The organism is Gordonia sp. NPDC003950 (genome assembly GCF_053605205.1).
This window is the reverse complement of record NZ_JBSGIT010000009.1, coordinates 42,431-55,226: the sequence shown is the minus strand read 5'-3', so window position 1 is coordinate 55,226 and position 12,796 is coordinate 42,431. Positions and strand designations below refer to the sequence as shown.

The following is a 12,796-nucleotide window of genomic DNA, read 5'->3' as shown; positions in this document are numbered from 1 at the left end:
GACACGCGACTTCGTGGATCATGACCCGGGGTTCGTGGCATATCCGGCAGACGAGCCGTCCAGATATGACAGTGACAGTGTTTCTGTGTGAGAACGACGTGAGGGGAAGCGACGCATGCCGCAACAGGTGATCGTCACGGCCAAGCCGAGCAGCCGAAAGGGGCCGCTGGTCGAGACCGGACCCGATGGTGCGATCACCATTTTCGTGCGGGAGCCGGCCACCGAGGGCAAGGCCAACAAGGCCATCGCCGAGCTGCTCGCCAAGCACCTCGGAGTACCCAAGAGCCGTGTTGCCCTGGTCGGCGGTGCCACGTCCCGCACCAAGCGGTTCCGGGTGAGCTGAGCGGTGGACGCCACCCGGGGGCGGGCGATGGCCACCGACGAGATCCTTCATCGGCGCCGGGGCGAGGTGGCTTCGGCGACCTGACGACGAACGCGAAGCCCTCGCTCTGTGGTGGTCGGAGGCAGACACCCGACATCATCGCCGACAACGTCGACAATTTTCTGGAGACCGCGCTTCTCGAACTCGCCGACCGCTACGGCGTGTCCGTCGACTGACCGCTCGCCGCGAGGCCTCAGACCGAGCCGGCGAATCCCTGCTGACGCCACGCCTCATACACCGCGATGCTCGCTGCGTTGGCCAGATTGTGTGACCGCCGTCCGGCCAGCATCGGGATCCGGATGCGATCGGTGACCTCGGGTTCGTCCAGCACCTCGGCGGGAAGTCCGGTCGGCTCAGGCCCGAACAGCAACACATCGCTGGGCGCGTACTCGACGTCGGTGTGAAACCGCTCGGCGTGCGCGGTGAACGCGAACACCCGCTCCGGCTTGAGGGCGGTCCACGCGGTCTCGAGATTCGGGTGGACGGTCACCGTCGCCATCTCGTGGTAATCCAGCCCGGCACGTTTCACCTGCGCATCCGACATGGAGAACCCCAGCGGTTCGATCAGATGCAGTTCGCAGCCGGTGTTGGCGGCCAGCCGGATCGCGTTACCGGTGTTCGGTGGTATGCACGGCTGGTAGAACATGATGCGGAACATGGGATCCCATTGTGCCGGGCGCGTCGCACCCGGTGACCGTCAGAGCCCGGTCAACCCGGTGTTGGCCCCGCACAGGACCACACACAGGGTTGAATCATCATCGGCCGCAACAACTCCCGTGGTGACCGCGGCGACGGCGGTGGCGGTGCCGTGCTCCACGACGATCCGGAACCGTTCCCACAGCATCGTCCGAGCGCTGATGATCGCGGCGTCCGGCACGACGACGCTGTCCACGGCCCGCCCCGCGATACTCGCCCAGCAGATCTCGCCCACCCGGGTGGCGCCGAGCGAGTCGGCGGCCACGCTGTCGAGGTCGACGTCGACCGGGCCTCCGGCCGTGATCGCCTGATGCAGGCAGGAGGCACCGACGGGCTCGGCACCCACGAGCCGGTCGCCGGGCCGCAGTGTGGCCGACATCCCACCCAGCAGGCCACCTCCACCGACACACACGACGGTGGTCAGCGGGCCGTCGACGTCGTCGACGAGTTCGAGGCCGATGGTGCCTGCTCCGGCCACGATGTCTGGTCGGTCGTAGGCGTGCAGCGCCAGTGCGCCGCTCTCCAGCGCCATCCCGGCGGCCGCGTCGGCGGCATCCTGATAGCGGGAACCGATCAGGTGGACCGTCGCGCCGAGGGCACGCAGTGCCGCAACCTTGACTGCGGGTGCCGACTCCGGGACGACGACCGTGCACCTGGTGCCGGCGAGGCGGGCCGCCCAGGCGGCGCCGATCGCGGCATTGCCGCCCGAGGCCACCAGGACGCCTGCCTCCGGGAGCCGTCCCTGGTCGCGTGCGCGGATCACCGCGTTGACGCTGCCGCGCGGTTTGAAGCAGCCACCGATCTGGGTGAACTCGAGCTTGAAGACCACCGGAACCGGCCCACGGCCGGTGGCGAGCTCTGCGTGGAGTAGCGGAGTACGGCGGACCGTCCCCGCGATCCGCGACTGCGCCGCGCGGACGTCGTCCGGCGTCACCGCCGCGACCATCGATGCCGACATGCCCAGAACGCTACCGCCGGGCCGGGCGCCGCCGCACAGGTGGAACAATGGTCGCCGTGAGTGCGATACGACTGGACGGCAAGGTCACCCGCGACGAGATCTTCACCGACCTCAGCGCCCGGGTAGAGAAGCTCCATGCGGCCGGCGTACATCCCGGGCTGGGGACCATTCTCGTGGGAGACGATCCGGGATCGCAGTCCTACGTCAAGGGCAAGCACGCCGACTGCGCGCGCATCGGCGTGGACTCGATCCGCAAGGATCTGCCGGCCGACGCCACCACCGACGAGCTCAACGCCGCCATCGACGAACTCAACGCCGATCCGGCCTGCACCGGGTACATCGTCCAGCTGCCGCTGCCGGCACACCTCGACGAGAACGCGGCGCTCGAGCGCATCGACCCGGCCAAGGACGCCGACGGTCTGCATCCGATCAATCTCGGCCGACTGGTCCTGGGCAAGGAGTCGACGCTGCCGTGCACGCCGCGCGGGGTCATCCACCTGCTGCGGCGTTACGACATCCCGATCGCCGGTGCCCGGGTGACGGTCATCGGTCGTGGCGTGACGATCGGGCGGCCCATCGGATTGTTGCTGACCCGCCGCAGCGAGAACGCCACCGTGACGCTGTGTCACACCGGCACCCGCGACCTCGCCGCCGAGGTGTCGCGCGCCGACATCGTCATCGCCGCCGCCGGGGTACCCCACCTGGTGACCGCCGACATGGTGAAGCCGGGCGCCGCGGTCATCGACGTCGGAGTGAGCCGCACCGATGACGGACTCCGTGGAGACGTGGCACCCGACGTGTGGGAGGTGGCCGGCCACGTCTCACCCAATCCGGGCGGTGTGGGCCCCCTGACCCGGGCGTTCCTCCTGGTCAACGTCGTCGAGCGGGCGGAGGCGCAACTCGCGGAGAAGCTGGGTCGATGACCGCCGACGCCACCGACCGGACCCGGCGGATTCACCGGGCGCGCATCGTCCGGGCGTGCATCGTGCAGATTCCGTATCTGCTGGTGATGCTCGGTGTGGTGGTGGCCGCGGGGTTGGTGCTCTTCGATCGCTGGCGGCGTGGTGCGTTCGTGTTCGGTTCCGCGCTCTTGCTGGGTGCACTTCTGCGCGCCCTGATTCCAACCACCAGGGTCGGATTGTTGCAGGTCAGGGGCCGGTTGTTCGACGTCGCCGCGATGGCGACGGTGGGTGGACTGATGCTGTGGCTGGCCACCTCGATCGACCCTTTGGGCACAGATTGATTACACTGGTGACCTCAGCGTGACATTCGGGGCCAAGAAGCGGCGCTCATCAGATCGAGGAATGACACGGTCGTTAGCGACACTAAGTAGGGATTGGCATCTCATCCATGTTGGAGACCAACAGCCAGGGCACTGACGGCGACGCGACGTCGCTGGGTGTCTCGGTGGGCGAGGGCATGATCCATTACGTCCTGATGACCCTTGACGACGCCGGCCGGACCGATGTCACCTCACGCGTCTTCGAGGTCGACCCCACCGACGGCCTCGACTCCGTCGGTCGCGTCAATGCCGGGATCGACCTCATGCTCGACGCGGCGCGGGCGGCCGATCGCCGTGTCGGACCGATCGGCGTCACCGCTCGGACCGCCACGCAGCGCCGCCGCCTGCGCTCGGGCGGGACGGGGACACGCCGACAGGTCTACCTGAGTTCCGACGAAGAGGCGGTGGCCGAATACCTCACCCGCACCGGCCAGATCGACCGCTTCACCGCCGTGGTGGTGGCCGATTGCGGTGACACCGGAATGTCGCTCTACACGGTGGATCCCGCTGCCGGGACGATTGCGTCGATCGAACGAACCGTGGTGATCAGTGGTCGTGCGCTGGATCGATCGCTCGCCGATCATGTTGCCGCGCAATCGGTCTCGGTCGGCCGGGAGGCGCAGACGCGACGTGGGCGGGAGTTGCTCGTCGGTGCTTGCCGGACCGCCAAGGAGGAGATCGGCGACGCGGTACCCGCATCCGGTGCGGGTGGTCTGCGTCTGACCCGGGCGGCGGTCGCCGAGGCGGCCGCGCCGATGGTGGCGGATGCGCGTGGAGTGTTCACGCGCTACGTCTCCGCGGTCGGTCGGCGCGGTCCGGCACCCGACGCGGTCGTCCTGGTGGGTGGCCTGGCGAATCTGCCGGTGATCCACGAACTCGCCGGCGACGTCGATCTGGAGGTGCTTGTACCGCCCTCCCCGGAGATCGTCGCCGCGACCGGCGCGGCGATGCTCGCCTCGTCGTCGTCGTCGACCGGCGGTCTCGGCTTCATCGGCGGGCATCGCGGGTCACGCTGGTCGCTGGCACCGGCGGCCCTGGTCGGTTGTCTGATCGCCGCCGTCGTGATGGCCGCCGTCGCGGTCGGCGCAACGCTGTCCACCGGGGATTCCCCGGCGCCGACGTCCACGGAGGGTGCCGAGGAGGTCGCGACCACCGACTACACCGGGTGGACCTCGACGACACGTTCGACGACATCCGCCGAGATCAGCGCGGTGCTGCCGCCGACGATCGCACCACCGCCCGGCGGGTTTCAGTCACCGGGTTGGGCGACGACCGAACTGCCGCAGACCACGATCTCGGCAACGACGCTGACGCTGGTGCCGAACACACCGAGCACCACCACCGCGTCGCCGAATGTCACGTCGCCGAGCACCACGACCCCGACAACGCCACCGCCACTGCCGATTCCATCGCAATGGTTGCCGCCGGGACTGCTGCCGCTCATGCCGCCGCAGACGAGCACCCCGGCCCCGGACACGCCGGATCTGACACCCTATCCCGTCCCGGCGCCGCGGCAGCAGGCCGTGCCGTCCGCTGCGCCGACGACGACCACCACTCCGGCCGGCTGACCCGACTCGACGGCTGCGGCCGTGCCGATCGGCGACGATCAGCGGCGCGCGAGATCCACTGTGCGCTTGAGGAGATCGGCGATGGCGTCGAACTCGGTGAGAAAGCCGTCGTGGCCCTTGTCGGACCGGATCACCTGCAGACCGCCCACGCAGTTGCCCAGGCCGTCGGCGAGCTCCTGTTGTAACCGCAACGGGTACAGGCGATCCGAATCGATACCGGCGACGATGATCGGCACCTGACACGACCCCAGCGCCGCGGCGATGCCGCCTCGGCCGCGTCCGACGTCGTGATGGTTGAGAACCTCGCTCAGCACCACATAACTGCCCGGATCGAAACGTTCGATGAGCTTGTCCGCCTGGTGCTCGAGGTAGCTCGCGATCGCGTATCGCCCACCGCGCAAGGGGTTTTCACCATCCTGTGCAGAATCGCCGAACCGCTCGTCGAGTTCCAGTTCATGTCGATAGGTCAGATGCGCGATACGACGCGCGATCCCCATGCCGATCATCGGTGAACGGCCGGTGCCGTGATAGTTGCCGCCCTGCCAGTCCGGGTCGGCCGTGATCGCCGCGATCTGTGTTGTCTGCGTGCCGATCTGATCGGCGGTGGCGCGGGCACCGACCGCGAGCACCAGCGCGGTACGCACCTTGTCGGGGTAGGTGATGGCCCACTCGAGCGCACGGGCCCCACCCATCGAGCCGCCGAGAACCGCACCGATGCTGCGGATGTCGAGCGCCTCGAGGAGGGTGGCCTCGGCCCGCACCTGATCGAGCACGGTGATCTGCGGGAAGCGTGAACCCCATGGCCGCCCTTGGGGATCCGGCGAGGACGGACCGGTCGAACCGCGGCACCCGCCGAGCACGTTCGCCGAGATCACACACCATTCGTCGGTGTCGATCGCCGCACCCGGACCGATCAGGCCGTCCCACCATCCGGGGGAGGGCTGCTCGTCGGTCGCGGGTCCGGTGACATGGGAATCACCGGTCAGCGCATGCAGGGTGAGGACCACATTGTCGCGTTCGGGTGACAACGTCCCCCAGCGCTGGAACGCCAGGGTGACGTCGTCGAGCACCTCCCCGTTGTCCAGAGCCAACGACCCCACCCGCATGCGGACCATCTGCCCGTCGGGGACCTGCTCCCACTCGGGTTGATGCGCCGCGGAGGCCTGGGGGTCGATGCTCACCGACACGGGGTGTGTGCTCCTGTCTCGAGTCCGAATTACTGTGCGGCGGCGAAACCCTGGGCGAGGTCGGCCAGGATGTCGTCGATGCCCTCGATGCCGACGGCCAGGCGGACCAGACCGGGGTTCACACCCGCGGCCAGCTGCTCCTCGGGGGTGAGCTGACTGTGGGTGGTCGAGGCGGGATGGATGACCAGCGAACGCACATCACCGATGTTGGCGACGTGGCTGTGCAGCGTCAGGGCCTCCACGAAACGCTTGCCCGCGTCGACACCGCCGACGATCTCGAAGCCGATGATCGCGCCCTGGCCCTTGGGTGCCAGTTGCTGTCCGCGCGCGTACCACGGCGACGACGACAGGCCGGCGTAGGCGACCGAGGAGACCTGCGGATGGTCGTTGAGGAACTCGGCGACGCGCTGTGCGTTGGCGACGTGCCGTTCGATGCGCAGGCTCAGGGTTTCCAGGCCCTGGGCGAGCAGGAAGGCGTTGAACGGCGAGATCGCCGCACCGGTGTCACGCAGCAACTGCACGCGGGCCTTGAGGGCGTAGGCGGGCGCGCCGAGATCGGCGAACACCGCGCCGTGGTAGCTCGGGTCGGGGGTGGTGAAGCCGGGGAACAGGTCGACCCCGTCACGCTGCACCCGCCAGTCGAAGGTACCGCCGTCGATGATCACGCCGCCGATCGCGGTGCCGTGTCCACCGATGTACTTCGTCGCCGAGTGCACGACGATGTCGGCGCCGTGCGCCAGCGGGTTGAGCAGGTACGGGGTGGCGACGGTGTTGTCGACGATCAGCGGCACACCGTTGCGGTGCGCGACCTCGGAAATGCCTGCGATGTCCAGGATCTCGTTGTTCGGGTTCGAGATCGACTCGCCGTAGAAGGCCCGGGTGTTGGGCCGCACGGCGGCCTGCCACGACTCGAGGTCTTCCGGGTCCTCGACGAAGGAGACCTCGACGCCGAGCTTGGGCAGCGTGTAGTGGAAGAGGTTGAAGGTGCCGCCGTAGAGCCGCGGGCTCGACACCACGTGCCCGCCGTTCTCGACGATGTTGAGGATGGCGTAGGTCTCGGCGGCCTGCCCCGACGCGACGAGAAGTGCGGCGACACCGCCCTCGAGAGCGGCCAGGCGCTGCTCGACGACGTCCTGGGTCGGGTTCATGATGCGGGTGTAGATGTTGCCCGGCTCGGCCAGCCCGAACAGGTTGGCGGCGTGGGTGGTGTCGTTGAAGGTGTACGACGTGGTCTGGTAGATCGGCAGCGCGCGAGCGTTGGTGGTGGCGTCGGCGCTCTGACCCGCATGGATCTGTTTGGTCTCGAAGCTCCAGGTGTCCACAGGATTCACGGTGCCGTCGTTGGCTGCGTCAGACATGGAAATAGATCACTTTCTACGGTCGGCAGGGTTACTGGAACCCTGATGGGGTCCGACCTTCGGACCCGCGCTTGCCGGGGACGCACTGCGTCCCACAACCCGGTCATCACCCGGAGCACCCCACCGCGGTTGGAGGGTTGCCGATCAGCAAGCCGGGGCTTGTCGCTGATGCTCATGACCTGGCGACAAGGATATAGCACGGCCACGCCGGGCTGATAACCCTCCTGCTCACGATGGTTGGAACGGTGGCGGGCGCAGTGGCCATCGAAACGGCACCGCGCGGTGCGCTCGAGAGCGCGGTGGTGTCCTCCGGCCGGAGGAATTGTGGATCGTGAGGCCGGTTTTCGATATCCACTACTGGACATCGGCCTACGCTGCACGCTATGGCAGGGTTCGGGGACCGACGTCGCATTCGACTCGCAGCTCTCACGGTCGGCGTGGGCGCGGTGGCGGCATCGCTGGTGACGGCGACATTTCTGGGGCGTGGGGTGGCGCTCGCCGATGACAGTCCGTACACGTGCACCGGTCCCGGTGCGGTGTTTGTCGTCGGCGGGACGTGGAACCCCGACAGCTACCTGCTCGGCATCAACCAGCGGTACGGAGCCCAAGGTTACGAGATCGTTCAGGTGCCGTATTCGGCGACCATCTGGCCCCTCGGTTCGGTCGGCTACAACGCCAGCGAGGCCGAGGGTGCGGCGAACCTCGAGCGGGCGGTGGCCGATTACCAGCAGGCATGCGATGCGGATGGAACCAAGAAGGTCGCGATCGTCGGATACTCCCAGGGCGCGCGAATCGCCGGCGACGTCCTCACCGACATCGGACAGAACCGCCCGCTCGAGGACGGTACCGTCATCGATTCGAGCAGGGTCACCGGTGAGCTCTACTCCGATCCCCGGATGGTGGGAACCCTGTGGGGGCAGGGCATCGAATCGGCCCTCGTCGGGGTCATCCCCGGCCTGACCATGTCGGGTCCGCGTAGCGGCACCGATTACGGCGGCCTGCCGGTGACCACCTACTGCATCGAGGGCGATCCGATCTGCGACCTACCGGATGTGCTGCACGACCCGATCGGCGTCGTCGACGACTTCTTCGGGTACTGGGTCAAACACAATCAGTACCCGTATCACATGTATCAATACCCCGGCGACTACGTGATCTGGGATTTGGGGCCGGTCGACGGTGAGATGACGTGCACGCAGACCGGCACCCTCGAGAATGTGCAGACGTGCACCATCTCGTCGCCGTCATCGTCGGCCATCATCGTGCAGAACCTCGTCGACGCGCTGGGCCTCGACTGGTCGGTGCCCGATCTGCTGCCGTACCGGTTCCGGTTCCCGGACATCATCGGAATCACCCTGTCCGACTTCCAGGTCCCGATCCGCTGGGTGATGGACTGGCTGCCACCGCTGCCCGAGCTCGGTTACGGCGCCTACCTGCCCAACCTGTTCGACTTCCAGGACACCCTCAACGGTGTGCTGCAGTGGGATTCGGCACTGTTCAAGCAGGGCGTGGTGGCGCTCGCGGCGAGTGCGACGAGCATCGTGCTGCTGCCGGTGAACTTCGTCCGGTACTGGGCTGAACGGATCGTCGAGGGCATCACCACGGTGCCGTGGGGCCCCGACTCGTCGTCGCAGTCGACGGCGGCGCTGTCCTCGTCGCCGGTGGCCGCGATGTCGTACGGCGTCAGCGCGCTGTCGGCGGGGGAGACCGAGGATGAGGCCCAAGGCAGCGGCGACGCGCAGACCGACGGCACGAAGGGGAGCCTCGACGGCGGCGATACGTCCGCTCCGGGAGAGGTGGTGCCGGACTCACCGGCGACGCCGGTGACAACCGGCGAGACGACGCCGCCGACCACGCCGGAGCCCACCGGTAGTGCCACGTCGCCGGCCACGCCGGAGCCCACCGGGAGCGCGACGCCGCCGGCCACGCCGGAGCCCACCGCTGACCCCACGCCGTCGGTTACTCCGTCGCCCACGCCCGAGACCACGGGCAGCGCCGGCGCCGTGCCCACCGCCGACGCCGCGGCAGTCGACGCCTCGAAGGAACCGGTCGGCGTCGGCTGACCCGACGACGCCCGCCTCGGGCGCTCGGCTCCGTGCGGCGCGCGCCGTTTGCCATGTGAACGACCTCACGCCGCCGAATGGGAATCCTCGGCGCCCGCGCGGTGGTTGGTGGACCTATGCCCGAGTCCGTCCACACGCCTGCCGACTCCGTCGTCGAGTCCTCCTCACCCTCGGAGACCTCGGCGAGCGCGCCGCCCTCGCCCGCCCGTCCGATCCGGTGGGCGATCCTGGCGATGGCTCTCGGCGGGTTCGGCATCGGGACGACCGAATTCGTCGCCATGGGCCTGCTGCCCAACATCGCCCATGCGATGTCGGTGAGTGAACCCAGCGCCGGCATCGTCATCTCCGCCTACGCCCTCGGTGTGGTGATCGGCGCACCGCTCATCGCCGCGCTGACCGCGCGGATGTCGCGACGCACCCTGCTGATCGCTCTGATGGTGGCCTTCACCATCGGCAATGCGGCGACGGTGGTGGCCCCGACGTTCGGTCTGCTCATCGCGGCGCGGTTCGTCGCGGGTCTTCCGCACGGCGCGTACTTCGGGGTGGCCGCACTGGTCGCCGCCCACCTGGCCGGACCGCGGAAGCGGGCCGCGGCGATCGGTCAGGTCATGCTCGGGCTGGCCGTGGCGAATGTCGCCGGGGTGCCGATGGCCGCGTGGCTCGGTGAGCACTTCGGCTGGCGTAGCGCGTTCGTGGTCGTCGTGGTGGTCGGCGTGGCGACGATCGGTGCGCTGGCGATGAATCTGCCGTCGCTGCAGGACATGCGCGTCACCAATCCGATGACCGAGCTCGGCGCGCTGCGTCGACCGCAGGTGTGGTTCACCCTGTTCATCGGCGTCGTCGGATTCGGCGGCATGTTCGCCTTCTACACCTATCTGAACACCGCGTTGACATCGCTGGCCGGGCTCCCGGTGTCATTGGTGCCGATCGCGCTGATGCTGTTCGGTCTCGGCATGGTGGTGGGCAACATCGTCGGCGGCATCGCCGCCGACCGCAACGTCGCGCTGTCGATCCTGGTGGGACTCACCGGCACCGGACTGGTGCTGCTCCTGTTCGCGCTCCTGGTGCAGAACGTGTGGGCGGCCCTGATCCTGACGTTCTTCGTCGGCGTCGGCGGTACCTCGATGGTGCCGGCGCTGCAGACCCGGCTGATGGATGTCGCCGAAGATGCGCAGACGCTGGCGGCGGCGCTCAATCACTCGGCGCTCAACATCGCCAACGCCGCCGGCGCCTGGCTGGGTGGTGTGGTGATCGCGGCCGGATACGGCTACCGCGCCCCGTCGATCCTCGGCGCCGCCCTGGCGGTGGCGGGAATCGTGGTCCTGGTGGCCGCGCTGGTGGCGCAGCATCGTCGGGTGCGCGGCATCTGGATGCAGAGCCGGCAGACCTCACCCGCCGAGACGGTGTGAATCGCGGACCCGGGGGTCAGACACGGGGGTCAGACACCAGTGGCGCCCCCTGTCGGACAGGCGGCGCCACTGATATGCGGGGGAAGTCTGGAGAGCGGGAAGTCTGATGTGCGGGGAGTCCGGGCGACTCAGCCGACGTCCGGCGGGGTCGCGACGATCTTGGCCATGTACAGCTGCTCGCCGAGCTTGTCCATCAGTTCGAGCTGGGTCTCGAGGTAATCGATGTGGTGTTCCTCGTCCTTGAGGATCTCCTCGAACAGCTTTGCCGAGGTGATGTCACCTTTGCTGCGGCACAAGGCAATTCCAGGCTTCAGCCGGTCGACCACCTCGAGTTCGATGGCGAGGTCGGATTCGAACTGCTCGCGCAGGGTCTGCCCGATGCGCAGCGGCAGCAGCTTCTGATAGTTCGGCAGGCCTTCGAGGAACAGGATGCGGTCGGTGAGGATCTCGGCGTGGGTCATCTCCTCGATCGATTCGGCGCGGGTCTTGCCGGCCAACTCCGTGAAACCCCAGTTGTCCTGCATCTTCGCGTGCAGAAAGTACTGGTTGATGGCGGTCAGCTCACTGGTCAGCTGCTCGTTCAACAGGGCGATGACCTCGTCATCTCCACGCATGACACAACTCCGCTCGGGTCAAAGAATGATGAGTCGAACGGTAACACGACCAATGGCCCCATGTGAGGCATTCACATGAGGTCGAACTCGGCGTGTGTCAGGCGGCGCTGGTGACGGCGGTCCTTTCGCTGAGAATCTCGGAGAGTCGTTCGAGGCAGGTTCCGCATCCTTCACCGGCGCCACAGCGATCGCTGATGGCGTCGACGGTCCGCGCACCCTGGGAGCAGTGCTCGTGGACCTCGTCCTCGGTCACCGCGCGGCAGATACAAACGAACATCGGAACTCACCTCATCTGACTATTAGGTGAGGATTACATAAAACCCCGTGGTGCACAAGGGTTGCCTAACCTTGGACCCAGTCCAGATTGGGATGTCGGAGCGTAGACGTAGGGTGTGGAGCCGTGACAACCACGATCACCACCGTCAACGTGAACGGCATCCGGGCGGCCACCAAGGCGCGATCCGAGATCAATCCCGGCCTCCTGACCTGGCTCGATTCGGCAGATCCGGACATCGTGCTGCTCCAGGAGATCCGGGCGAGCGAACAACAGGCACGGGAGGCGCTCGGGCCGATGATCGATCGAGGTTGGCAGCTGACGATGACCGAATCGGTGGTCAAGGGCCATGCCGGGGTGGGAGTGATGAGCAAGGTCACACCGACGGCGGTGCGGACAGGCTTTGGCAGTGCCGAGTTCGACCCGACCGGGCGTTACCTCGAGGCCGACTTCGCCACCGGCGTCGCATCTGGAGCGGGACCGCTGACCGTCGGGAGTCTCTACCTCCCGAAGGGGGCGGGGGCCCCGACGCCGTCGAGCACCGACAAGGACGTCGCGAAGTTCGAGGAGAAGAAACGGTTCCTCACCGAATTCGGCGACTACCTGACCACCGCGGCACGACGCCGCCGCGACGTCGTGGTCGGCGGCGACTGGAACATCGCCCACGCCGAGTCCGACATCAAGAACTGGAAGGGCAATCTCGGTAACCCCGGGTTCCTGCCCCATGAACGGGAGTGGGTGGCGCACCGCCTCGGAACCGGCTGGGTCGACGTGGTGCGCGAACTGCATCCGGGCGTCGACGGCCCGTACAGCTGGTGGTCGTGGCGGGGCAAGGCCTTCGACAACGACTCGGGGTGGCGGATCGACTATCAACTCGCCAATCGGGCCCTGGCCCGGCGGGCGGTCAAGGCCTTCGTCGACCGCGCCGACTCCTACGACCGCCGCTGGTCGGATCACGCGCCGGTCACCGTGATCTACGAGTGAGTGCGTTTGAGAGAATCTGGT

The 12,796-nt window shown here is 67.7% G+C and carries 13 protein-coding genes and 1 riboswitch; of the genes, 7 read left to right on the top strand and 6 right to left on the bottom strand.

Going from position 1 to position 12,796, the window contains the following annotated elements; all coding sequences use genetic code 11:
* The first annotated feature begins 115 nt into the window (after window positions 1–115).
* A complete protein-coding gene (locus ACWETB_RS09855; RefSeq protein WP_348802631.1) occupies window positions 116–343 on the top strand; it encodes a DUF167 domain-containing protein in 228 nt (75 codons plus the stop codon).
* 232 nt (window positions 344–575) lie between these two features.
* Here the strand turns inward: ACWETB_RS09855 and ACWETB_RS09850 are convergent, their stop codons facing one another.
* Together ACWETB_RS09850 and ACWETB_RS09845 are read right to left on the bottom strand one after the other, a co-directional pair.
* Window positions 576–1,040, bottom strand: coding sequence for a tRNA (cytidine(34)-2'-O)-methyltransferase (locus ACWETB_RS09850; protein WP_348808559.1), 465 nt, complete (start codon window positions 1,038–1,040; stop codon window positions 576–578).
* 39 nt (window positions 1,041–1,079) lie between these two features.
* Complete coding sequence (locus tag ACWETB_RS09845) at window positions 1,080–2,036, bottom strand: serine/threonine dehydratase (RefSeq protein WP_452210867.1); 957 nt, start codon at window positions 2,034–2,036, stop codon at window positions 1,080–1,082.
* A gap of 56 nt (window positions 2,037–2,092) precedes the next feature.
* Between ACWETB_RS09845 and ACWETB_RS09840 the strand changes: the two genes are divergently transcribed.
* The 3 genes from ACWETB_RS09840 (at window position 2,093) to ACWETB_RS09830 (ending at window position 4,886) form a co-directional block, all read left to right on the top strand.
* Window positions 2,093–2,959 (top strand): bifunctional methylenetetrahydrofolate dehydrogenase/methenyltetrahydrofolate cyclohydrolase, encoded by an 867-nt coding sequence (locus ACWETB_RS09840; RefSeq protein WP_348802627.1) that lies wholly within the window; start codon window positions 2,093–2,095, stop codon window positions 2,957–2,959.
* The gene (locus ACWETB_RS09835) at window positions 2,956–3,279 is read left to right on the top strand and encodes a DUF3017 domain-containing protein (protein WP_348802626.1); all 324 of its coding nucleotides are present in this window, start codon (window positions 2,956–2,958) and stop codon (window positions 3,277–3,279) included. The genes ACWETB_RS09840 and ACWETB_RS09835 overlap by 4 nt, the downstream gene beginning before the upstream one ends.
* A 107-nt stretch (window positions 3,280–3,386) precedes the next feature.
* Complete coding sequence (locus tag ACWETB_RS09830; RefSeq protein WP_452210864.1) at window positions 3,387–4,886, top strand: Hsp70 family protein; 1,500 nt, start codon at window positions 3,387–3,389, stop codon at window positions 4,884–4,886.
* A gap of 38 nt (window positions 4,887–4,924) precedes the next feature.
* Here ACWETB_RS09830 and metX read toward each other — a convergent pair whose 3' ends face one another.
* Both metX and ACWETB_RS09820 read right to left on the bottom strand, forming a co-directional pair.
* A complete protein-coding gene (gene metX / locus ACWETB_RS09825; protein ID WP_449743677.1) occupies window positions 4,925–6,073 on the bottom strand; it encodes a homoserine O-acetyltransferase MetX in 1,149 nt (382 codons plus the stop codon).
* Window positions 6,074–6,102: 29 nt separating this feature from the next.
* Window positions 6,103–7,431: a bifunctional o-acetylhomoserine/o-acetylserine sulfhydrylase gene (locus ACWETB_RS09820; RefSeq protein ID WP_452210861.1), complete on the bottom strand. Its 1,329-nt coding sequence runs from the start codon at window positions 7,429–7,431 to the stop codon at window positions 6,103–6,105.
* A gap of 62 nt (window positions 7,432–7,493) precedes the next feature.
* Window positions 7,494–7,611, bottom strand: a riboswitch (SAM riboswitch).
* 203 nt (window positions 7,612–7,814) lie between these two features.
* Here ACWETB_RS09820 and ACWETB_RS09815 point away from each other — a divergent pair.
* Both ACWETB_RS09815 and ACWETB_RS09810 read left to right on the top strand, forming a co-directional pair.
* The gene (locus ACWETB_RS09815) at window positions 7,815–9,494 is read left to right on the top strand and encodes a cutinase family protein (RefSeq protein WP_452210859.1); all 1,680 of its coding nucleotides are present in this window, start codon (window positions 7,815–7,817) and stop codon (window positions 9,492–9,494) included.
* Between the two features lie 116 nt (window positions 9,495–9,610).
* A complete protein-coding gene (locus ACWETB_RS09810; protein ID WP_348802621.1) occupies window positions 9,611–10,903 on the top strand; it encodes an MFS transporter in 1,293 nt (430 codons plus the stop codon).
* A 128-nt stretch (window positions 10,904–11,031) separates the two neighbouring features.
* Here ACWETB_RS09810 and bfr read toward each other — a convergent pair whose 3' ends face one another.
* Window positions 11,032–11,517, bottom strand: coding sequence for a bacterioferritin (bfr, locus tag ACWETB_RS09805; protein ID WP_348802620.1), 486 nt, complete (start codon window positions 11,515–11,517; stop codon window positions 11,032–11,034).
* Window positions 11,518–11,614: 97 nt separating this feature from the next.
* On the bottom strand, window positions 11,615–11,794 hold the full coding sequence (locus ACWETB_RS09800; RefSeq protein WP_348802619.1) for a (2Fe-2S)-binding protein: 180 nt from the start codon (window positions 11,792–11,794) through the stop codon (window positions 11,615–11,617).
* Window positions 11,795–11,917: 123 nt separating this feature from the next.
* Between ACWETB_RS09800 and ACWETB_RS09795 the strand changes: the two genes are divergently transcribed.
* Window positions 11,918–12,775 (top strand): exodeoxyribonuclease III, encoded by an 858-nt coding sequence (locus ACWETB_RS09795; RefSeq protein ID WP_449744865.1) that lies wholly within the window; start codon window positions 11,918–11,920, stop codon window positions 12,773–12,775.
* Window positions 12,776–12,796: the final 21 nt, after the last annotated feature.